This is a genomic window from Brevundimonas sp., from assembly GCF_029946145.1.
In the GTDB taxonomy this organism is placed as follows: domain Bacteria; phylum Pseudomonadota; class Alphaproteobacteria; order Caulobacterales; family Caulobacteraceae; genus Brevundimonas.
On the sequence record NZ_JAQSDY010000004.1, the window covers coordinates 36734 to 58623 of the forward strand.

The following is a 21890-nucleotide window of genomic DNA, read 5'->3' on the forward strand; positions in this document are numbered from 1 at the left end:
CCCGAGGAAACCGTCCATGCGTCACCGTTCCCTGCTCGCCGGCGCCAGCGCCGCCCTGGCCCTGTTCGCCGCCGTCCCCGCCCTGGCCGAGGCGCCCGCCCTGGCCGAGGCGCCCGCCGCCGCCGCCGCGACCGTCCAGTCACCGGACGCCTTCGACTATCGCGACATGATTTCAGCGAACCGCCTGGCCGATCCGCAGGTGTCGCCGGACGGCCGCTGGGTCGTCTATGCGGTGACGACCACCGACGTGGCCGCCAACCGGCGGGCGGGCGCGCTCTACATCATGGACCTCCGCGATGGCGGCGAGGGCCGCAGGCTGGCGATCAGCGAGGGCGGGGCCAACACCGCGCGCTGGGGCTCGGACGGCAAGTTGTATTTCCTGTCGGGCCGCTCGGGCGCGAGCCAGGTCTGGCGCGCCGACGCCGACGGGACCAACCCGGTGCAGGTCACGGACCTGGCCCTGGACGTCAACGCCTACCGGCTGAGCCCCGGCGCGGACAAGGTGGCGGTGTCGCTGGCCGTATTCCCGGAATGCGGCGACATCGCCTGCACCGTCGACCGCACGAAAGCCGTGGCCGACGATCCCTCGACCGGTCAGGTCTATGACCGCATGTTCGTCCGCCACTGGGATACGTGGAACGACGGGACCCAGAACCATCTCTTCGTCCAGTCGATCGGCGCAAACGGTCGCGCGACCGGCGAGCCGGTCCATGTGACCAGGGGCTTCGACGGCGACACCCCCTCCAAGCCTTTCGGCGACGAGAGCGAATTCACCTTCGCGCCGGATGGCCAGTCGATCGTCTTCTCGGCCCGTCTCGCCGGCCAGAGCGAGCCGTGGAGCACCAATTTCGACCTGTGGCGCACCAACGGCCTGTCGGGCGACGGCACGTTCGAGAACCTGACCGATGACAATGACGCCTGGGACACCGGCCCGGTGTTCTCGCCGGACGGCCGCACGATGGCGTATCGCGCCATGGCCCGCCCGGGCTTCGAGGCCGACAAATACGCCATCATCCTGCGGGACGTCGCGACGGGCCGGACGCGCCAGATCGCGGCGGACTGGGACCGCTCGGCGGACAGCCTGCAATGGTCGGCCGACGGGAACACCGTCTATGTCACGGCCGGCGACGTGGGCCAGACCCGCATCTTCGCCATCGACACGCGCAACGGCGCGGTGACGTCGATCACGGGACCGGGACATGTTTCGGCCTTCGCCCGGACGCCGTCGGGCTTCGTCTTCGCCCAGGACTCGCTGACGCGCCCGAGCGAGCTGTTCGTGAAAACCTTCCGGGGCCGCGAAATGCCGCGCCGGATCACCAATGTGAACCCGCAACTGGACGGCCAGGTCTTCGGCGAGCCGGAACAGTTCAGCTTCGCCGGCTGGAACGGCGAAACCGTCCACGGCTATGTCATCAAGCCGGCCAACTATGTCGAGGGCCGGAAATATCCGGTCGCCTTCCTGATCCACGGCGGACCGCAGGGATCGTTCGGCAACAGCTGGTCGTCCCGCTGGAACCCCGAGACCTACGCCGGCGCCGGCTATGCGGTGGTGATGATCGATTTCCACGGCTCGACCGGTTACGGCCAGGCCTTCACGGATTCGATCAGCCAGCACTGGGGCGACCGTCCGCTGGAGGACCTGCAGAAGGGCTGGGCCGCCGCGCAGGAGCGTTACGGCTTCCTGGACGGCGACAACGCCTGCGCCCTGGGCGCCTCGTACGGCGGCTATATGATCAACTGGATCGCCGGTCGCTGGTCGGACGAGTTCAAATGCCTGGTCAACCACGACGGCGTCTTCGACGTGCGCGGCATGGCCTATGGCACCGAGGAGCTGTGGTTCACCGAGTGGGAATACGGCGGCACCCACTACGACAATCCACGCGGCTACGAGGCCTTCAACCCCGTCCATCACGTCGACCAGTGGAAGACGCCGATGCTGGTGGTGCAGGGCGATCTGGACTTCCGCATTCCGACCTCGCAGGGTCTGTCCACCTTCACCGCCCTGCAGCGCCGGGGCGTCGACAGCCGCCTGATCGTCTTCCCCAACGAGAACCACTGGGTCCTGAAGCCGGCCAACAGCCTGCAATGGCACAATGAGGTGTTCGGCTGGCTGGACAAGTATCTGAAGCCCGCGCCCTGAACGACCGACCGGGATGATGGAAGGGCGCGCCCGCATCGGGCGCGCCCTTTTTGCCGCCCCGCCAGCAAACGCAACCTTCGTCTGAGCCTTTCGAACGCCTCGCGCGTTGTGGAGGGTTCGATGGAGTTCCGTTCTTGCCCAACCCCTTGAAAGACCATCCGAACTGGCTGGCCGTGCGCGACCGGGCGCTGGTTCCGGCGGGGGCCTGGGCGCGCGAACGTCATGACTGGGTCAGGGCGAACGACCCGGTCTACACCAGTCTTCGCCGGCCCGGCCGCCCCGAACAGATCGCCGCCGGCGTCACCCTGGCGCTGATCGCCGCGGTCGCCGTCTTTCTGCTGCTGTTCGACTGGAACTGGTTCAGGGGCCCGATCGGCGGATGGGCTTCGGCCCGCTACGACCGCGAGATCGAACTGCAGGGCGATCTGGACGTGAAGCTGTTCAGCTGGACGCCCTCGGCCCGCATTCGCGACCTGCGCGTCGGCGGCCCCGACTGGGCCAGCGAGAAGGATACCCTGACGGTCGACGACGCCGTGGCCTCCGTGCGGCTCATGCCGCTGCTGTCGGGGCGGGTGGAGATGCCGCTGGTGGAGATCGCCCGCCCGCAGGTGGTGCTGATCTCGACCGCCGACGGCCGCCAGAGCTGGGTGCTGGATCCGGACAAGCCTGACGCCGGGCCGATGAAGCTGCCGCCCATCAACCGGCTGGTCATCCGCGACGGACAGGTGTTCCTGGACGAGCAGGGTCGCAACATCCGCCTGAACGCCACCGTCAACGCACGTGAGGGCTCGGATCAGACCGCCGGCTTCCATCTGGAAGGCCGGGGCACGATCAACGGCACGCCCCTGACGCTGGAGGTGCGGGGCGGACCCTTCATCAACATCAGGCGCGACCGGCCTTATGGCTTCAAGGCCGAGCTGTCCGGCGTCGGCACGACCCTGACGGCCGACGGCTCGATCACCCGGCCGTTCGATCTCGGCCACTTCAACGCCACCCTGGGTCTGCGCGGGCGCGACCTGGCCGACCTCTATCTGCTGACCGGGATCACCACGCCCAACACCCCGCCCTATCGCCTCAACGGCACGCTGACCCGCAGCGACAACGTCTTCACCTTCAACGACTTCAGCGGGCGGGTCGGCTCCTCGGACCTGTCGGGCGATCTGAAAGTTGACCGGGTCGGCGACCGCCGCCGGGTCGAGGCCGATCTGTATTCGCGCCTGCTGGACATCGATGACCTGGCCTCCGTGCTGGGCGGCACGCCCCGGGTCACCGCATCCGGCGACACCGTGGTGACGTCGGGCGCACCGGGCAAGCTGCTGCCGGACGCGCCGCTGAACGTCGAGCGCCTGCGCGTCATGGACGGGACGCTGACCTATCGCGCGGCCCAGGTGAAACGCAACGAACTGGACGTGCGCCGGGTCAATCTGGGGGCCCGGCTGAAGGACGGCGTCCTGAACCTCGACCCCGTGGCCTTCGACTTCAATCGGGGCGAGCTGGACGGCACGGCGCGGATCAACGCCAACAGCAAGGTCCCGTATTCGACCGCCGACTTCCGCCTGCGCGGCTACCCGCTTGAATCCATCATTCCCGCCCGGAACGGCGCGCCCACGGTGACGGGCCGCGCGATCGGGCGGGTGAAGCTGGAGGGGCCGGGCGCCTCGATCCATGATTTCGCCGCCAATTCGAAGGGGACGCTGAGCCTGGTCGTGCCGCAGGGCCAGATGCGCGCCGCCTTCGCCGAACTGCTGGGCATCAATGTCACCGCCGGTCTGGGCAGGTTGCTGTCCGGCGATACCGGAACGTCCGAAATCCGCTGCGCCGTCGCCGACTTCACCGTCAGCGGGGGGACGGCGACGGCGCGGACCTTCGTCATCGACACCACGCCGGTGCTGGCCAGGGGCAGCGGCACGATCAACCTCGGCGCCGAGACGATGAACCTGCGCATCGACGGCGAAACCAAGTCGCCCCGATTGATCCGACTGTGGTCGCCGATCAACATCACCGGGCCGCTGACGGCGCCGCGGATCGGCATCGACAAGGCCGCGGTCGTGGGTCAGGTGGGTCTGGGGACCGTGCTGGGCGCCCTGATCAACCCCCTGGTGGCGCTGCTCCCGTTCGTCGATCCGGGTCTGGCCAAGGACGCCAACTGCGGCGCCCTGATCTCGAGCGCGCGATAAGGCGGGGCGCGATAATCAGGCGGGCGGTTGAGCCGGAACGGACTTCCGTGCGTATCTGGGATCGTCTCCGTCTGAACCCAGGGAATGCATGACCCGCAGAGGCCTGTTCGCCCCCGCCCTCGGCCTGATCGCCTCCGCCTGTTCGCCGCTGGGCCTGCTGAATAACCTGGGCCCGCGCGACCGGGGCGTGCGGCGCGTGGCGCGCGATGTTCCCTACGGCGATGATCCCCGGCAGAAGATGGACATCCACGCCCCGGTCGAGGCGGGCGACCGGCCATGGCCGATGCTGGTCTTCTTCTATGGCGGCGGCTGGGACAGCGGCGAGGGTCGGCTGTACGCCTGGGCGGCGCAGGCGCTGGCGGCGCGCGGCTTTGTGGTGGCGACGCCCGACTACCGGCTGGTCCCGCGGGTCCATTTCCCCGCCTTCATCGAGGACGCGGCGGCGGCCACGGCCATGGCGGGCCAGGTCGCGGACCGGTATGGGGCGGACCCGGCGCGTCTGGGCGTCACCGGCCATTCCGCCGGGGCCCATCTGGCGATGATGATCGCCCTGGACCGCCGCTACATGACGGGCGTCGGAGCGCCCGACCTGATCAAGGCGGCGGCGGGTCTGGCCGGTCCCTACGACTTCCTGCCTTTCGACGTGCCGGCCTCGGTCAACGCCTTCGGGCGGGTTCCCGATCCGACCCTGACCCAGCCGGTGACCTTCGCCCGCGCCGACGCCCCGCCGCTGTGGCTGGGCCACGGGACGGAGGATGTGGTCGTCCACGCCGAGGACACCACCATCCTGTGCGACCGGATGACGGCCGTCGGCGGCCGCTGCGAGGCGAAGCTGTATCCCGGACTGAATCACGCCGACCTGATCGCGACCTTCTCGCCCCTGTTCCGGCGCAAGGCCCCGGTGCTGGACGACATGACGGCCTTCCTGCGCCGCGAGCTGGGGTAGGCGCTGAACCTCGCGTCGCGAGCGCCGCCCCTGCGCTCAAGCCGCGTGCGACCGCGTCGCGAGCATGGCGCCACAAAGAAGCAGGCCAGGCGAAGCGTGGCCGTCTCGCCAAGGTCATGATCTTCCGCTAGAGGAGGCCATGACAGAAACGATGAACCCACAGGCGGCGCTGGACCGTCTCGAAGACCTCTACAGCCAATCCGTCTCCAACCTGCGCACCGCGGTCGGAGCCTTCCTCCGGACCGGTGAACGCGCCGATCCAGAGGCGCGGGCCAAAGGCCTGTTCTCCTATCCGGAGCTGCGCGTCAGCTGGTACGGCGAACGGCCGGCCAATCTGGAGCAGCGCGCCTACGCCCGCCTTTCGCGGCCCGGCGTCTATGCGACCACCATCACCCGGCCGGACCTGTACCGTCCCTATCTGCTGGAGCAGCTGACCCTGCTGGAAGCCGACTATGGCGCGACTTTCGACGTGCGCCCGTCGGAGCAGGAGATACCCTTCCCCTATGTGATGGACGGCTCGGACGTCGCCCTGGACCGCAGCCAGACGGCCTCGGTCGCGCGCTATTTCCCGACCACGGACCTGGCCCACATCGGCGACGAAATCTCGGACGGGATGTTCGACCTGACCAAGGATTTCCCCCTGGCCCAGTTCGACGGCCTGCGGACCGACTTCTCGCTGGCCCGGCTGCGCCACTACACCGGCACGCCGGTGGAGGATGTGCAGAGCTACATCCTGTTCACCAACTACAACCGCTATGTCGACGAGTTCGTGCGCTGGGCCTGCGCCCAGCTGCAAGATCCGAACAGCGCCTATGAGAAACTGGTCTGCGCCGGCGGGATCGAGATCACGCGCGACACGCCCAGTCCCGAGACGGCGGTCATGGACGCGGCCTGGAAGAAGCACCAGATGCCCGCCTATCACCTGACCGCGCCGGGCCATGCGGGCATCACCCTGGTCAACATCGGCGTCGGGCCGTCCAACGCCAAGACGATCTGCGACCACCTGGCCGTCACCCGCCCCCACGCCTGGATAATGATCGGCCACTGCGGCGGCCTGCGGCCCAGCCAGAGCATCGGCGACTATGTGCTGGCCCACGCCTATCTGCGCGACGACCATGTGCTGGACGCGGTGCTGCCGCCCGACATTCCGATCCCCTCGATCGCCGAGGTCCAGCGCGCCCTCTACGACGCGGCCAAGGTCGTCTCCGGCGCGCCGGGCGAGGAGGTCAAGCGGCGCCTGCGCACCGGCACGGTGGTCACCACCGACGACCGGAACTGGGAGCTGCGCTATTCCAAGTCGGCGCTGCGCTTCAACCAGAGCCGGGCGGTGGCCATCGACATGGAATCGGCGACCATCGCCGCCCAGGGCTACCGCTTCCGCGTGCCCTACGGGACGCTTCTGTGCGTGTCGGACAAGCCTCTGCACGGCGAGATCAAGCTGCCGGGACAGGCCAACCGTTTCTACGAGGGCTCGATCTCGGAGCATCTGCAGATCGGCATCCACGCCATCGACCTGCTGCGCGCCGAGGGCGCCCGCCTGCATTCGCGCAAGCTGCGCGCCTTCGACGAGCCGCCGTTCAGGTAAGAGTTCGCGTTCTCCCTCCCCTTCATGGGGAGGGATGTCGGCGCGAAGCGACGACAGGGTGGGGTGCGTCTGGACAATTCCCCACCCGGTCGCTGCGCGACCTCCCTCCCCATGAAGGGGAGGGAGAACGCGGCTTCTATTTCTTCAGCCGCTTCGCATTGGCGACAGCGGTGCTGTGGATCGGCCGCAAGGCGTCGGCCTGGCCCCTCAGCAGCGCGCTGTTCAAGGTCAGCATCTGGGCCGCCGCTCGGCTCCACCAGCCCACGGCATAGCTGTATTGCGCCTGCATCGCCGCCGCCGGCGTCGATGCGGATGCGATGGACGTGGCGGCTTTCGAGGCGTGCCCGGCTTCGGTCAGGGCGCTGGAGCCGACCCGGCCGCCGATATCGCCGAACGTCTTCGCCAGGGCCGAGGCCGAGGCGGACAGGGCCTCGACCTTTTCGGTGCTCATCAGCGACATTTCCTTCAGGTCGATCTTGCGCGGATCGGCCATGCCGGCGGCCATGATCCCCATGCGGGCGTTGATCACGTCACCCGCCGCCTGCAGCATTTCGCCGCCGGACAGGGCGGTGCTGGCCGCGCGCGCGCCGTCGCGGGTCAGGCGGCGGCCGGTCTTCAGGGCCTTGTCTATCTGGGTCATGTCCAAGCCTTGGGCCGCAATCAGGTCGCGGGCAAGACCTCCGAAGAGAAGTCGGCCACATCCTTCAGCAGGGCGGGAACCGCCGCGTCGATGATGGTCTGGCCCTTTTCCGGGCTGGCCTGGGCCGGGTCCGAGCCGATGCGGCCGTCGGGGAAGCGGGCGCGATAGTCGAGGGCGTCGCGGATCGGACCGGTCGGCGCGATCCGCGGGCTGTAGTCGGCGGTCTTGATCCGGTCCGGATAGGCCGCCTGGGTGACGGCGATCTCGGACGGGGTGGCGTGCATGCCGTGGCCGGTCGGGAACATCCGGGTGCACAGGCTGTGGACGCCCGGCAAATCCCACCAGTTTCTGAGCTTGAGCACGAAGGGCGGGCGCTCCTCGACGAACGACCATTCGGCATGGATTTCGGCGAAGGTCGCCTCGATGGTGGCGACATTGCCGCCGTGGCCGTTGAGGAAATAGATCCGCTCGAAGCCGTGGCGGCTCAGTGAACTCACCCAGTCAGTGATGGCGGCCATGAAGGTCGAGGGCCGCAGCGAAATGGTCCCCGCGAAGGCCAGATGATGCTGGGCCATGCCGATGTTGAAGGTCGGGGCGACGACCAGGCTCTCGTCCTGCGCCTCGGCCGCGTGGGCGATGATCTCGGGGCACAGCCAGTCGGTGCCCAGCAGGCCGGTCGGGCCATGCTGCTCATTGGAGCCGATGGGCACGACGATGGTCTTCGTCGTCTTCAGCCGCGCGTCAATCTCGGGCCATGAGGAGAGGTGGATCAGCAAGGGTGCGCTCCGCAACGGTGTCGGCGCGGTCTAGTCCGATTGGCGGCGCGGGCCAACTGTCAGACCGCGAAGGCGCGCAGGAAGCGGCGGGCGGCTTCGGCCGCGCGCGCGCCCACGTCGAAGGCCGGATGGGGAAGGCCCAGCACGCCGCGCAGATGGCCGTGACCCAGCACCATGCCCGAGAACATCTCGGCCGCCGCGTCGGGGTCGGGAATCCGCAAGAGCCCCCTGCTGTCCTGTTCGGCCAGCCAGGCGGACAGGCGGCGCAGTCCTTCGGCGGGGCCGGCCTGATAAATGACCTGGGCCAGTTCCGGATCGCTCGGCGACATCAGGGCGACGCCGCGCATCGAGGCGCCGGCCTGGTTCCCGCACAGTTTTTCGAGCATGCCGGCGGCCATGGCGGTCAGCACGGTTTCCGGATCGCCTCCGGTCCGCAGGGGCGTGCTGATGGCGTCGGAACGGCGGGCGGCGAGGACGCGGCCGATCTCCACCTTGGACGGGAAGCGGTTGTAGAGGGTCTGGCGCGAGACCCCGGCGCGGCGGGCGATGGCCTCCATCGAGGCGAGAGCGCCCTTTTCGGAGAACAGGGCCAGGGCGGCGTCCAGAATGGCTTCCGTCTTGGTCTCGTCGACCTGACCGATGACCCGCGCCATCAGTGGGCGTCCACGGGCGGCGCGCCGGCGGCCGGTTTCACCGGACGCGACAACAGGGTCACGAAGGCGGCGAAGACGCAGCCGACCGCCAGCATGGCGAAGGCGTCGCCGAAGGCCAGGGTCGTGGCCTGCTTGTGCAGCATGCCGTACAGCGCCTTCATGGCCGCCCCGGCCGGATCGATCGAGTCCGCGAACCGCACCTGCATTCCGGCCAGCATGCCCTGCATGCCGCTGCTGGTGATGGAGATGTTCTGCGTCAGCTCGCTCATGTGCGAAGCCGTATTCTGCGTCAGCGAGGTGTTCAACAGGGCCAGGCCGAAGGCGCCGCCGACGTTGCGCGACAGATTCACCAGCCCCGAGGCGTTCTTGACCATGTGCGGCGGCAGGGTCGACATGGTCACCTGCTGGGCCGCGATCATGGCCATCATCACTCCGGCCCCGCGCACGGCCTGGACCCCGGCGAACTCCCAGAAGCCCCATTCGCTGGTCACGGCGTGGGCGTCCCACATGCCCCAGGCGCACAGCATGAAGCCGCCGAACATCAGGATGCGGGCGTCGACCTTGCGCACCAGCCGGCCCGCGAAGGGCGCGGTGACGAACATGGCCAGGCCGGAGACGACCATGGTGGTGCCGACCTCGGCCGCCGAATATTCCCGCACCCGCGACAGGAACAGCGGCAGCAGGAAGGTGCCGCCGAACAGGGCCGCGCCGACGATGAAGGTCATCACCACCCCGACCATGAAGTTGCGGTTGGTGAAGGCGCGCAGCTCGACCACGGGGTTGTACCAGGTCAGCGACCGCCAGATGAAGGCCGGGCCGGTGATGGCGGCCAGAACGGCCAGCCACAGGATGTTGTCGTCCGAGAACCAGTCGTTCTTCGCGCCTTCCTCGAGCACGAACTGCAGGCTCATCAGGAACACGGCCATCAGGGCGAGGCCCCACCAGTCGAAGCCCCTGGTCAGGGATGGATCGCCCTTGTCGAAATTGGCGTAACGGCCGACCAGGAACAGCACCAGCAGGCCGGGGGGCACATTGATGAAGAACAGCCAGCGCCAGCTGAGCCACTCGGTCAGGTGCCCGCCCAGGGTCGGGCCGACGGTGGGCGCCAGGGTCACGATAAGGCCCATGACCACGCTGGCGGTGATGCGTTTCTCGGGCGGGAAGGCGGTGAAGGCGACGGCGAAGACGGTCGGGATCATGGCCCCGCCGACGAAGCCCTGAAGCGCGCGGAAGAAGATCATGGCGTCGATCGACGACGACAGGCCCGTGGCCACGCTCATCAGCATGAAGCCGGCGCAGGAGACCAGAAACACCTTCTGCGTTCCCCACAGGCGCGAGAGGTATCCCGACAGGGGGATCATCACGACCTCGGGGATCAGATAGGCGGTCTGGATCCAGCTGATCTCGTCGGCCGAGGCGCCGACCCCGGCCTGGATCTGCGGCAGGGACGACGCCACGATCTGGATGTCGAGGATGGCCATGAACTGGCCGATCACCATGCCGGCGAAGCCCAGCAGCAGGATGGTCCAGTTGATCTGTGGTTCGGCCGGAGGAGCCCCGGCGACCGCTGGGGCGGCGGCGGTCACTGGACCGCGACGCCCGTGTCGGCGGCGGCGGTGGTGATGGTCCCGGTGGCGGCCTGGGCGAAGCTGAGGCCGCCGCGGCTCTTCAGATCGACCTTGACCTCGACCGACAGCCCGGGCCGCAGCGCCACGGCGGAGGCGCGGTCGACGCGGATTCGCACCGGCACGCGCTGGGTGATCTTGGTGAAGTTGCCGGTCGCGTTCTCGATCGGGATCAGGGCGAATTCGGAGCCCGTCGCGGGGGCGAAGCTGTCGATCTGGCCGGTCAGATGCTGGCCGGGGAAGGCGTCGGCGCTGATCTCGACGGTCTGGCCGAGACGCAGGCGGTCGAGCTGGGTCTCCTTGAAATTGGCGACCACATAGGCGTCGCCCAGCGGCACGATCGACAGGATCTGGCCGCCGGGGCGGACGTACTGACCGACGCGGACGCCGCGGGCGCCGATCACGCCGCCGACCGGCGCGCGGATGACGGTGCGGTCCAGGGCGATGCGGGCCTGTTCGACCTGGGCGCGGGCGACGTCGACGGCGGCGACGCTCTGTGTGCGGGTCGAGCCCAGCACCCCGGCCGTGCGCTGTTCGGCGACCAGGGCGGCCTGGGCCTCGGCGACGCTGGCCTGGGCGGTGCGGGCGCCGGCCTGTTCGGTCTGGATGCGCTGTTGCGAGACCCAGCCCTGCTCGGCCAGCTTGCCGTAACGGTCGACCTGCTGGCGGGCCAGATCGGCCTGGGCCTGGGCCTGGGCGACACCGGCGGCGCGCGAGGCGACCAGGGCCTGTTCCTGGGCCGCGCGGGCGTCGACATTGCCGACGGCGGCGATCACCGAGGCCAGATTGGCCTCGGCCTGGGTCAGGGCGGCGCGGGCGTTGGCGTCGTCGAGGCGGATCAGGACCTGGCCGGGTTCAACGCGCTGGTTGTCGGCGACCAGCACCTCGACGACATAGCCGTCGATCTGGGGGCTGACCTCGGTGGTGTCGGCGGCGACGAAGGCGTTGTCGGTGGACTCCCAGCGCTGCTTGCCCTGCCACCAGACGATCCCGCCGATGACGACGGCCACGGCGACGACGGCCCCCACGATCAGGGGCAGGCGTTTTTTGAGGGTGGGCGACAGGGCCATGGGGGAACGCTCGGGAAGGGTGTCGGGGAGGACGGCATAAAATGGACGATACTGTCCAAAAATCAACCGCGCTCGTTTCGGCGCCGCAACACGTCGTGTTTCAAATCGTTTGGATTGGGTGAGGGGCCCCCGCCGGACTCCCTTCCCCCGTCGTGTCGCCGTGCCGGCCCGGCTGTCGCCGGCGTGCGGGCTTGACCCGGGCCGTCCCCCCGGCGACGAGACCGCATGAAGCCCGCGAAGGCCCGCCGGAAAGCCGTGATCAAACGCCCCGCCGTCATGACCGGCGCGGCGATCCCCGTGCTCGGCTGGCCGCCGGACGAGGATCGGGTCGAGGCCATCTTCGGGCGGCTGTCCCGCGTCATGCCCGAGCCGAAGACCGAACTGAATTTCTCCAGCCCCTATACGCTCGTGGTCGCCGTCGCCCTGTCGGCCCAGGCCACGGACGTCTCGGTCAACAAGGCGACCGACCGGCTGTTCAAGGTCGCCGACACGCCGGCGAAGATGCTGGCGCTGGGGGAGGCCGGGCTGGTTCCGTACATCGCCTCGATCGGCCTTTACCGGGGCAAGGCGCGCAACGTCATCGCCCTGAGCCGCATCCTGCTGGAGCGGCACGGCGGAGAGGTCCCGCTGAACCGCGCCGAGCTTCAGGCCCTGCCGGGCGTGGGGCGCAAGACCGCCAGCGTGGTGCTGAACGAGCTGGGGATCGAGGCCGCCATCGCGGTCGACACCCATGTGTTCCGCGTCTCGCACCGGCTGGGCCTGGCCAACGCCGCCACCCCCGACAAGGTCGAGGCCCAGCTGTTCCGCGTCGTGCCCGAGCAATGGCTGCCCAAGGCCCACCACTGGCTGATCCTGCACGGCCGCTACACCTGCACCGCGCGGCGCCCGAAATGCAGCGCCTGCCTGATCAGCGATCTGTGTCCGTCAAGGGCGGGGCTTCAAGCGCTGGGGGAAGCAGCTTGAAGAAGTGGCTAGTGGTTAGTGGCTAGTGGCTAGTGGCGCTGGGAAAATCCGCTTTGCGACACCATCCCCGCCGTAGTCTTCCACTAGCCACTAGCCACTAGCCACTAGCCACTAACCACTAACCACTAACCACTAACCACTAACCACTAACCACTAACCACTAACCACTAAGCCACCAGCCACTAGCCACCTACAGCCGCGCCCGAACCGCCTCCGCGAAATTCCGGCCGCCCTCCGGCGCGGAGCCCAGATAGAAGTCCGGCTCGATCAGCTCCGCCTCCATCAGCAGCCACCGGCCGTCGGCGTCGGGCGCCATGTCGATGCGGGCGTACAGCAGATCCTCGCCGATCGCGGCCAGCGTCTGTTCCGCCAGGGCCAGGGCGCCGGCCGGCGGCTCGGCCAGGGCGGTGTAGCCGCCGCCGTACTGGACCTGGACCCGGAACTCGCCGGGAACCGGCCGCTTGTTGACCACGTGGCTGAGCTTGCCGCCGAAGAACAGCAGGGAGGTCTCGCCCTCGGTCTCGATGGTCGGCAGATAGGGCTGGATCATCGCCGGGCCCGCGGGCGCGTCGGTCAGCCGGTCGCCGCGCGACAACCGCAGCGTCTTCCACGCCCCGCCCGAGACGCGCGGCTTGACCACCAGCCGGTCGGTTCCGAAGCGGTCGAAGGCGGCGTCGACATCGGCCTGTCCCGGGCTGTCGATCCAGACGGTGTCGGGAATGGCGATCCCCTTGTCGGCCAGCCGTTCCAGATAGCTCTTGTCCGAATTCCAGCCCAGCACCGACGGCGGGTTCAACATCCGCAGTCCGGCCCCGGCCCAGGTGGCGCAGGCCTGCATCCACCGGTCGTGGTCGCGGTGATAGCCCCAGGCGATCAGCGGCAGGATCAGCGGAAATCGCTTCAGGGCCGAGGCGTCGGCGACATGTTCTGTCCATGGCGTCGGGACGACGGTCACGCGGGCGAGGGACAGGGCTTCGCCCAGCCGCTCCAGCACGCCCGGCCACTGGCCGGCGTAGGAGGGATCGGACGGATCGGGGGTCAGGACGGCGACTTCGGTCATGACCGCGTCTTAGCGAACCGACGGCAAAAGCATAAGGCTTTCCTTATGGGTTTTTGGATGACGCGGGGCCGGTCGTCGGCTATGGGCCGCCCATGACCCAGATTCCCGCCTCCTACGACGTCTGCGCCGTCGGCAATGCGATCGTCGACGTGCTCGCCCCCTGCGATCCCGCATTCCTGACCGCCCAGGGCCTGACCCCCGGCTCGATGCAGCTGGTTGACGCGCAGCAGAGCGCCGCCCTCTACGCCGCCATGGCCGCCGGGGTCGAAGCCTCGGGCGGCTCGGCCGGCAACACGGTCGCCGGCGTCGGCAGCTTCGGCGGACGCGCGGCCTATATCGGCAAGGTCGCCGACGACACCCTGGGCGGCGTCTTCACCCACGACATCCGCGCCGCCGGGGTGGCCTTCGACACCCTTCCCCTGAAGGACGGCGCCGCCTCGGGCCGCGCCACCGGCGTCTGCATGATCAATGTCACGCCCGACGGCCAGCGCACCATGTGCACCTTCCTGGGCGCCGCCAACCAGCTGGAGGTCGCCGACATCGACGCCGCCCTGATCGGCGCCTCGGCCATCGTCTATCTGGAAGGCTATCTGTTCGACCCGGCTCCGGCCCGCGCCGCCTTCGAGGCCGCCGCCGCCGCCGCCCATGCCGCCGGACGCAAGGTCGCCATCACCCTGTCGGACTCGTTCGTGGTCCACCGCTGGCGCACCGAACTGCTGGCCTTCATCGAGGCCTCGGCCGACATAGTCCTGGCCAATGAGAGCGAGCTCCACGCCCTGTTCGAGACCGAGGACTTCGACCAGGCCGCCGCCCATCTGGGCCGCATCGTCGAGATCGCCGCCGTCACCCGGGGCGCCGCCGGCTCGGTGGTGTTCGGACGTGACGGGGCCGAGCGGGTCGAGGTCGCGGCCTTCCCGGTCGACAAGGTCGTCGACACCACGGGCGCCGGCGACCAGTACGCCGCCGGCTTCCTGCTGGGCCTGGCGCGGGGCCTGTCGCTGGAAGAGGCCGGCAAGCTGGGCTCCCTCGCCGCGTCCGAGGTCATCGCCCATTGGGGCCCGCGGCCGATGACGTCGCTGGAAGCTCTGGCCCGCGAGGCGGAGCTGGCCCTGACTGCCTGACCTCCCGCTGGCGTTCCGCCTTGCTTGACAGGTTTCGCTGCGTACGGGACCTTACCTCCGGGGCGTGCGCGCAAGCCGCGCGCGGAGGTTTGATTGCCGGGGGACTTGGTATGACGGATTTCAGCAGGCGCTCGTTCCTCGAGCGGGTCATTGGCGCGGGCGTCACGGGTGGCGCGTTGGCGACGGTCGCGGGGGGGCGGGCTTTCGCCCGGCAGGACGGACCGACGGATTCCGATCCGACCGACTCCGTGGGCGCCGGCCGCGGCACGGGCGTGAGCGACACCGACAGCAGTGACCGCGTCGGCCAGGGCCGCAACACCACGGGCATGAGCGACACCGACAGCAGCGACCGCGTCGGCCAGGGCCGCAACACCACGGGCGTGAGCGACAACGACAGCACCGATCACTCGGGCCAGGGCCGCAACATGACCGGCCAGACCGACAACGACAGCACCGACCGCTCGGGTCAGGGCCGCAACATGACCGGCCAGACCGACAACGACAGCACGGACCGCTCGGGCCAGGGCCGCAACATGACCGGCCAGACCGACAATGACAGCACGGACCGCTCGGGTCAGGGCCGCAACATGACCGGCCAGACCGACAACGACAGCACTGACCGCTCGGGCCAGGGCCGCAACATGACCGGCCAGACCGACAACGACAGCACGGACCGCTCGGGCCAGGGCCGCAACATGACCGGCCAGACCGACAACGACAGCACCGACCGCTCGGGTCAGGGCCGCAACATGACCGGCGTAACCGACAGTGACAGTTCCGACCGGTCGGGGCAGGGGCGGAACACCACGGGCGTCACTGACAGTGACAGCTCCGATCGCGCCAATCAGGGGCGTGGGCCGCGCTGAGGATCGCGTTCCGATGAGCGCCGGACAGGCGTCAGGTTTGCTCGAATGGATGGTGGGCGTCCCGGATCAGGTCTTTCTGTCCGAGGTCCATGAGCAGAAGCCTCTGATCTACAGCGGCGGCGATGTCGACCGCTTCGACGCCCTGCTGACGCTCGGTCGGCTGAACGACCGGCTCGCAGAAATGGATATCCGGGAAGGCATGGTCGAGATGACCAATGCCCGCTCGCCTGTCGATCGGTCAGACTATGTCGAGAACGGCGTCGTCGACCGCGTGGCGCTGGCTCGTGGCTATCGCAACGGCGCCACACTGGTCGTCAACCAGCTTCAGCACAGCGACAAGCGGCTGGCCGACTTCTGCCGCGCGCTGGAGCAGGCTCTGTCGTGCCACATCCAGACCAACATCTATCTCACGCCCCCCGGGGAACAGGGCTTTCGCACCCATTACGACAGCCACGACGTCCTTGTTCTCCAGGTGGAGGGCGAGAAAACCTGGCGCCTCTACAGCGAGCCTGCCGCGTCTCCCTATCGGGGCGAGAAATTCCGCTCGGGCGAGCATGCGGCCGGCGAGGCCAGCCACAGTTTCGTGCTGCGAAAAGGCGACTGCGCCTACATCCCCCGCGGCTATTTCCATGACGCGGCCAACCTCGGCGACAGTGCTTCCCTGCACATCACCGTGGGGTTGATTGTCCGCACCTGGGCGGACCTGATGCTGGAGGCCGTGTCCGAAGTCTGCCTCCAGGACCGGGCGTTCCGGAAGGCCCTGCCGTACGACTATGCGAAGCAGGATTTCGACCCGGCCCGGCTACAACCGGTTTTCGACACCCTCGTCGCACGCCTGAACGGCGCGATCGCGCCCACCAGGGCGTGGGAGACGCTCAGCGAAACCTTCATCCGTTCGCGCGAACCGGATATCACTGACGCCATCGCCTGCAACCGGGCTGACGCCGCGACGAGCTACGTTGCCCGGCCGGCCTTTACCCGGGTCTCGGTCCTCGGTGAGGAAGTTCAGGTTCTGGGGCCGGGTTCGGACTTCCGTTTCGGGCGGGCGCCGGTCGGTCTGGTTCGCCGGGTCCTGTCGGGTGAGCCCTTCCGGCTGGCGGAGCTCGACCATCCCGAGGCGGCCGATGTGGTGGAGCGTCTGACCACCGCCGGCCTGGTCCGTCGCCACATGGACGTGCGCGCTGCGCCATGGGAGCCAATGGACGTGTCCGGTTCCGCCGCTGATGGCCAGGCGGCGCGAACGATCAGGCCCGCCTGATCGTCACATACAGCGCGCCGTCGCCGCCGTGATGCCGCGCGGCCGAGGCGAACCCCGAGACCACGCCGCGCAGGACCGGCCCCTGCAGCCATTCATGGACCGAGGCGCGGATCACGCCGGTTCCACCGCGCCGGCCCTGGCCGGTGATGACCAGCACCGAGCGATAGCCGCGCGCCTGCGCTCCCATCAGGAAGGCGGTCAGGGCGTCCTGGGCCTGGAAGCGGCCGAAGCCATGCAGGTCGATCCGCGCCTCGATCGGATCGCGCTCGCGCGACAGACGGCGCTGACGGCGCGGCTCCAGCTCCTCGGGATGGCCACGCGGGCGGGCGAGAGCCGGGGCGGGGGGGCTCCAGGCCGGCGGAACGCCCCGCGATTTCGCCATCTCCTTCGGGTGCGGCGCCGCGGGGGGATCGACCACGGCGGCGCCGGGTATGATCAGGGCCGCCTTCTTCGGCCTTGCGGGCGTGACCGAGCCGGCGACGCGGGCCCAGATGCGGCGGTCGTCCGGGCTCAGATCGTCGCGGCGGCTCATGTCGCGCCGGGGGAGTCCCCGTCGGCGTCCTCGTCGGAGCCGGCGTCCTGCGGGCCGGGCGTCCGGACCAGCAGGTCGCCCGGCTGGCAGTTCAGCTCCCGGCACAGGGCGTCCAGGGTCGAGAAGCGAATGGCGCGGGCCTTGCCTGTCTTCAGGATCGACAGGTTCGCCAGGGTCACGCCGACGCGGTCGGCCAGCTCGGTCAGCGACATGCGCCGTTCGAGGAGGATGCGATCTAGCTGGACGCGGATGGCCATGGGAGCTCTCTATCTCGTGGCGCGTGGGGGGTCGACCCGGAGGGCGGCGCGAAGCGCCAAAAGGGCGGAGCCTTTTGAGCGCGCGGCCACATTAAATGGTCAGTTCGGATTCGCGGCGCAGGCGGGCCCCCTCGCGAAACACCTCGGCCAGGACGAAGACGACCAGGACGGAAAAGGCGGGGGTGACCAGATCGAACATGCTGGGCGGCTCAAGCGCGCCGCGCACCAGCCGCGACACCAGGGTCTGGCCGATCCAGGCGCCGCCGGTGACAACGGCCAGGGTCAGGCCGATCTGCTTCAGCCGGCTGACATTGGCGGGCTGGAAGGGGTCGCCGATGCGAAGGCTGTGCACGATGCGGCGCAGGTGGCGCAGGATCAGGGCGAAGCCGCCCAGATAGCCGGTGATGGCGCCCACGCCGAACAGGATATAGGCGCGTGGCACGGGCACGCGGGTGCCGCCGTCGTCGGACGTTGCGGTCAGGCCCAGCGGACCCATCGGCACAAAGGCCATGAAGATGAAGAAGAGGGCTGCAGCCAGGGTCAGCAGCGCCAGGATCCAGAAGGCGGCCCCGAGGGCGACGCCGAGCAGGCTGGACATGGATCCGGGACCAATTCCCGGAAGGGCAGGCGGGCGAATCCCGAGCGGTATCGTCTTCGGGAAGCGCATGGCGGGGCCTCGTTCAGGCCGGGGGTCGGGGCGAGGATGCCGCGCGGGGTCCGGCGAACCCACACGCGGGCTTATTCATCGCGATTGTCATGCCGATCGTCAAAGCTCCGTTGAGACAGAGATGAATCACAGGGCCTGGATCAGGGTGGCGACCAGGGCGGTCGGCAGGGCGGCGAGCAGCATGGCATTCAGGATGCCGTGGCCAACCTTTTCGATGAAGTAGGAAGCGTTCATGGTGTTCATGGTCTTTCTCCGTGGTTCCTGAGTGAGGGATGTTTTCACCCCTCGTTCGTTGTTCCGCTGCATCGATCTTGCCGGTATCGGCTTGTTCGGGGAACGTCGCGGCGTCCGTTCTTGAAGACATAGATAGGACGTGCGCTGAAGGAAGTCATGTTACATATCGTTTAACGATATTAAACTTTGGCAATGGATTGTTGCGGAGCGCGTGATCGGGATGAAACTCAAGCTTATCAAGGGGATGCGGCTGGTCGTGGCGACCCACAATCCCGGCAAGGCGGTCGAGATCGACGCCCTGCTGGGCGGACATTACGCGGTTGTTACGGCCGCCAGCCTGAACCTGCCTGAACCGGACGAAACCGAGAGCACCTTCGGCGGCAACGCCCTGCTGAAAGCGCGCCACGCGGCGGACCGGTCGGGCGAGGTCGCCCTGGCCGACGACTCGGGCCTGTCGGTCGCGGCGCTGGACGGGGCGCCGGGCATATTTTCCGCTCGCTGGGCCGGTCCGGACAAGGATTTCGCCTTCGCCATGCGCCGCGTGGAAGAAAGACTCGAGGAGATCGGCTCGCCAAATGACGACTCTGGCCGCCGCGCCTGGTTCACCTCGGCCCTGGCCGTGGCCTGGCCAGACGGCCCGGCCGTGGTGGTCGAGGGACGGGTCGACGGCCTGCTGACCTTCCCGCCGCGCGGCGACCGCGGCTTCGGCTACGATCCGATCTTCGTCCCCGAAGGCCACAGCCAGACCTTTGGTGAACTGGACCCGGCGCTGAAGGATTCGATCAGCCACCGCGCCCGGGCGTTCGCGAAACTGAAGGCCGCGCTGATTGACTGATCCGGTTCCAGATTCCGGCGACGACGTCGCTCAAGCAGCGATGCGCCGCGCGCATCGCGATAGCGACCCTGGAACTGACGTCGCCCTGTACGTCCACTGGCCGTACTGCGCCCGCATCTGCCCCTATTGCGACTTCAACGTCGTGCGCGATCGGGGGCGGGCGGAGGAGCAGGCGGGGCTGGTCCGGGCGCTCCTGACGGATATGGAGGCGCAGGCGGCGCTGACAGGGCCTCGCCGGCTGGCCTCGATCTTCTTCGGCGGCGGCACGCCCTCGCTGATGGCGCCCGACGCCGTGGGCGCGGTGATCGCTCGCGCGACGGCCCTGTTCGAGCCGCGCGGGCCGATCGAGATCACCCTCGAGGCCAATCCCACCGATGCCGAGGCCAACCGCTTCGCCGCCCTCGCCGACGCCGGGGTCAATCGCCTGTCGATGGGGGTGCAGGCCCTGGATGACGCCGCCCTGGCCTTCCTCGGCCGCAACCATTCGGCGGACGAGGCCCGGCGCGCCGTAGCGGTCGCGGGGCGCGCCTTCGGTCGGCTGTCGATCGACCTGATCTACGCCCGGCCCGGCCAGACGCCGCAGGGCTGGGCCGCGGAGCTGACCGAGGCGCTCGACATGGGGTTTGAGCACGTCTCGCCCTACCAGCTGACCATCGAACCCGCGACCGCCTTCGGCCGCGCCGTCGCCCGTCATGCCTGGACCCCGCCGGACGAGGACCTGTCGGCCGCCCTCTATGAGACGACCCAGGCGGTGCTCGAGGGCGCGGGCTTCGAAGCTTATGAGGTGTCCAACCACGCGCGCGGCGTCGCAGCCCGCTCGTCGCACAATCTGCACGTCTGGCGGGGCGGCGATTATCTCGGCGTTGGCCCCGGGGCGCACGGGCGGCTGACGCTCGTCGGCGTGCGGACGGCGACGGTCGCGCACCGGGGGATCGGGGACTATGTCGCGGGCGTCGGGGCGGGGGCGCCGTGGAGCGAGCGGGAAGCGCAGTCGGTACGAGACGCAGCCGAGGAAAAGGTCCTGCTGGGCCTGCGCACGGTCGAGGGTGTGGAAGGGGACGTGTTCGCCGCGCTGGGTCTGTCGCCGGAAGCGGATCCTCTGGCCGGACTGATCGCGGACGGTTTCCTCTCGCAGCGCGGCCAGAGGGTCGTGGCGACACGCCGGGGCCGTCCCGTGCTGGACGGCGTGCTCAGAGCCCTTCTGGTCTGAAGTCGACCCGCGCGGGCGGAGAGCGCTACTCCCGCCCTCCACCACCCGCTACTTTCGCCCCCCAAATCGGGCCGTCTCGTCCCTTGCCCGGCCCGGGACCCGCGCTGTTTCCCTCGCAGTGTTTCCGGCCGTGGTAAAATAGACGGATCGGGACTGAAATCCCGCCGCCACGGTCTTTGACATCGCTATCCCAACCGGGCCGACCCGTCGGGACCACGCGCCTGCCTGCGCAATTCCCGCCCGCCTGCGTCAATCGCCAAGGGGCGCAAGGGGCGAGAGTCTCGCTTTTCGGCATTTTTCGGGGGGCGGCGCCGTCGCCCTGTCGCCTGCCGTCGGCGCTCGCCCTTGAGCCCAACTCCCACCGCTGGCACGGTCCCGTCGATGTCTGATCCCTCACCGTTTCCGCCGACCGCTCCCCCGCCGCGCAATGTGGCGTCGGGCCTCTATCTGGTGGCGACGCCGATCGGGAACCTGCGGGATATGACCCTGAGGGCGCTCGACGTGCTGGCCGCGGCGGATCTGGTGCTGGCCGAGGACACGCGGGTGACCGCCAAACTATTGTCAGCCTATGGGCTGAAGGTCAGGCTGGAGCGCTGCGACGACCACGCCTCGGCCCGCGCCGCCGACCTGGCTATCGAACGGCTGCGCGAGGGGGCCGTGGTGGCGCTGGTGTCCGACGCGGGCACGCCGCTGGTCAGCGACCCCGGCTTCGTCGTCGCCCGTGCGGTGATCGCCGCGGGTCTGCCTGTGCATCCGATCCCGGGCCCGTCCAGCCTGCTGGCGGCCCTGTGCATCGCCGGCCTGCCCGCTGACCGGGTGCTGTTCGCCGGCTTCCTGCCGCCGAAGTCCGGCGCCCGGCGGACGATGCTGGAAGAGGTGCGAACGGCGCGCCAGACCCTGGTCTTCTTTGAAAGCGGGCCGCGTCTGGCCGACAGCCTCGCCGACATGGCCGCGGTTCTGGGGCCTCGCCCCGCCGCCGTCGCCCGCGAACTGACCAAGCTGTACGAGGAATGCGTCCGGGGTTCGCTGGCCGAACTGGCCGTCGATCCGCGCTGCCAGGCGCCCAAGGGCGAGATCGTGGTCGTCGTCGGCCCCGGTGAGACAGAAATCGTCTCTGAAGCCGACGCCGACGCGGCTCTCGCCGAGGCCATGACCCGCCTGCCGCCTGGCGAAGCCGCCGCCGAGGTGTCCCGGGCGCTGAACCTGCCGCGAAAGCCGCTCTACAAGCGGGCGCTGGAGATGCAGGGGCGGTGAAGCCCCCGAAGCCCGGTTCCC

At 69.1% G+C, this 21890-nt stretch carries 20 protein-coding genes; 11 read left to right on the forward strand and 9 right to left on the reverse strand.

What is annotated here, in order from left to right; genetic code table 11:
• Positions 1-16 precede the first annotated feature (16 nt).
• The 4 genes from PSV23_RS00860 (at position 17) to PSV23_RS00875 (ending at position 6848) form a co-directional block, all read left to right on the forward strand.
• The gene (locus tag PSV23_RS00860; RefSeq protein WP_300465620.1) at positions 17-2140 is read left to right on the forward strand and encodes a S9 family peptidase; all 2124 of its coding nucleotides are present in this window, start codon (positions 17-19) and stop codon (positions 2138-2140) included.
• A 134-nt stretch (positions 2141-2274) separates the two neighbouring features.
• Entirely contained in the window at positions 2275-4317 is a 2043-nt protein-coding gene (locus PSV23_RS00865; protein WP_300465621.1) for an AsmA family protein, read from the forward strand.
• Between the two features lie 88 nt (positions 4318-4405).
• A complete protein-coding gene (locus PSV23_RS00870) occupies positions 4406-5263 on the forward strand; it encodes an alpha/beta hydrolase (protein WP_300465622.1) in 858 nt (285 codons plus the stop codon).
• Positions 5264-5402: 139 nt separating this feature from the next.
• On the forward strand, positions 5403-6848 hold the full coding sequence (locus tag PSV23_RS00875; protein WP_300465623.1) for an AMP nucleosidase: 1446 nt from the start codon (positions 5403-5405) through the stop codon (positions 6846-6848).
• A gap of 136 nt (positions 6849-6984) precedes the next feature.
• Here PSV23_RS00875 and PSV23_RS00880 read toward each other — a convergent pair whose 3' ends face one another.
• The 5 genes from PSV23_RS00880 to PSV23_RS00900 are packed head-to-tail and all read right to left on the reverse strand — an operon-like array spanning position 6985 to position 11612.
• Positions 6985-7488, reverse strand: coding sequence for a phasin family protein (locus PSV23_RS00880; protein WP_300465624.1), 504 nt, complete (start codon positions 7486-7488; stop codon positions 6985-6987).
• Positions 7489-7508: 20 nt separating this feature from the next.
• A complete protein-coding gene (locus PSV23_RS00885; RefSeq protein WP_300465625.1) occupies positions 7509-8264 on the reverse strand; it encodes a creatininase family protein in 756 nt (251 codons plus the stop codon).
• Positions 8265-8323: 59 nt separating this feature from the next.
• Positions 8324-8917, reverse strand: a complete 594-nt coding sequence (locus PSV23_RS00890) for a TetR/AcrR family transcriptional regulator (protein WP_300465626.1) — start codon at positions 8915-8917, stop codon at positions 8324-8326.
• Positions 8917-10503 carry a DHA2 family efflux MFS transporter permease subunit gene (locus tag PSV23_RS00895; protein ID WP_300465627.1) on the reverse strand — a complete coding sequence of 529 codons (1587 nt, stop codon included), beginning with the start codon at positions 10501-10503 and terminating at the stop codon, positions 8917-8919. The genes PSV23_RS00890 and PSV23_RS00895 overlap by 1 nt, the downstream gene beginning before the upstream one ends.
• Positions 10500-11612 (reverse strand): HlyD family secretion protein, encoded by a 1113-nt coding sequence (locus tag PSV23_RS00900; RefSeq protein WP_300465628.1) that lies wholly within the window; start codon positions 11610-11612, stop codon positions 10500-10502. Before PSV23_RS00900 ends, PSV23_RS00895 begins: the two co-directional genes overlap by 4 nt.
• A 225-nt stretch (positions 11613-11837) precedes the next feature.
• On the opposite strand from PSV23_RS00900, the gene nth reads away from it, so the two are divergent.
• Positions 11838-12575 carry an endonuclease III gene (gene nth, locus PSV23_RS00905; RefSeq protein WP_300465629.1) on the forward strand — a complete coding sequence of 246 codons (738 nt, stop codon included), beginning with the start codon at positions 11838-11840 and terminating at the stop codon, positions 12573-12575.
• A gap of 190 nt (positions 12576-12765) precedes the next feature.
• Here nth and PSV23_RS00910 read toward each other — a convergent pair whose 3' ends face one another.
• On the reverse strand, positions 12766-13635 hold the full coding sequence (locus PSV23_RS00910) for a transporter (RefSeq protein ID WP_300465630.1): 870 nt from the start codon (positions 13633-13635) through the stop codon (positions 12766-12768).
• 92 nt (positions 13636-13727) lie between these two features.
• On the opposite strand from PSV23_RS00910, the gene PSV23_RS00915 reads away from it, so the two are divergent.
• The 3 genes from PSV23_RS00915 (at position 13728) to PSV23_RS00925 (ending at position 16880) form a co-directional block, all read left to right on the forward strand.
• Complete coding sequence (locus tag PSV23_RS00915) at positions 13728-14756, forward strand: adenosine kinase (protein ID WP_300465631.1); 1029 nt, start codon at positions 13728-13730, stop codon at positions 14754-14756.
• Positions 14757-14866: 110 nt separating this feature from the next.
• Complete coding sequence (locus PSV23_RS00920) at positions 14867-15622, forward strand: hypothetical protein (protein ID WP_300465632.1); 756 nt, start codon at positions 14867-14869, stop codon at positions 15620-15622.
• A gap of 13 nt (positions 15623-15635) precedes the next feature.
• Positions 15636-16880 carry a cupin domain-containing protein gene (locus tag PSV23_RS00925; protein ID WP_300465633.1) on the forward strand — a complete coding sequence of 415 codons (1245 nt, stop codon included), beginning with the start codon at positions 15636-15638 and terminating at the stop codon, positions 16878-16880.
• On the opposite strand, the gene PSV23_RS00930 is transcribed toward PSV23_RS00925, so the two are convergent.
• From PSV23_RS00930 to PSV23_RS00940, 3 genes are all read right to left on the reverse strand, one after another.
• Entirely contained in the window at positions 16867-17412 is a 546-nt protein-coding gene (locus tag PSV23_RS00930) for a Smr/MutS family protein (protein ID WP_300465634.1), read from the reverse strand. The two genes, PSV23_RS00925 and PSV23_RS00930, sit on opposite strands and share 14 nt — an antisense overlap.
• On the reverse strand, positions 17409-17669 hold the full coding sequence (locus PSV23_RS00935; RefSeq protein ID WP_300465635.1) for a helix-turn-helix transcriptional regulator: 261 nt from the start codon (positions 17667-17669) through the stop codon (positions 17409-17411). The genes PSV23_RS00930 and PSV23_RS00935 overlap by 4 nt, the downstream gene beginning before the upstream one ends.
• 91 nt (positions 17670-17760) lie before the next feature.
• On the reverse strand, positions 17761-18267 hold the full coding sequence (locus PSV23_RS00940) for a DUF2975 domain-containing protein (protein ID WP_300465636.1): 507 nt from the start codon (positions 18265-18267) through the stop codon (positions 17761-17763).
• Between the two features lie 523 nt (positions 18268-18790).
• On the opposite strand from PSV23_RS00940, the gene PSV23_RS00945 reads away from it, so the two are divergent.
• The 3 genes from PSV23_RS00945 to rsmI all read left to right on the forward strand — a co-directional run bounded on the left by PSV23_RS00945 (position 18791) and on the right by rsmI (position 21869).
• Complete coding sequence (locus PSV23_RS00945; protein WP_300465637.1) at positions 18791-19405, forward strand: non-canonical purine NTP pyrophosphatase; 615 nt, start codon at positions 18791-18793, stop codon at positions 19403-19405.
• A gap of 40 nt (positions 19406-19445) precedes the next feature.
• Positions 19446-20615: a radical SAM family heme chaperone HemW gene (gene hemW / locus PSV23_RS00950; RefSeq protein WP_300465638.1), complete on the forward strand. Its 1170-nt coding sequence runs from the start codon at positions 19446-19448 to the stop codon at positions 20613-20615.
• Between the two features lie 381 nt (positions 20616-20996).
• Entirely contained in the window at positions 20997-21869 is an 873-nt protein-coding gene (rsmI, locus tag PSV23_RS00955) for a 16S rRNA (cytidine(1402)-2'-O)-methyltransferase (RefSeq protein WP_300465639.1), read from the forward strand.
• The last annotated feature ends 21 nt before the right edge of the window (positions 21870-21890 follow it).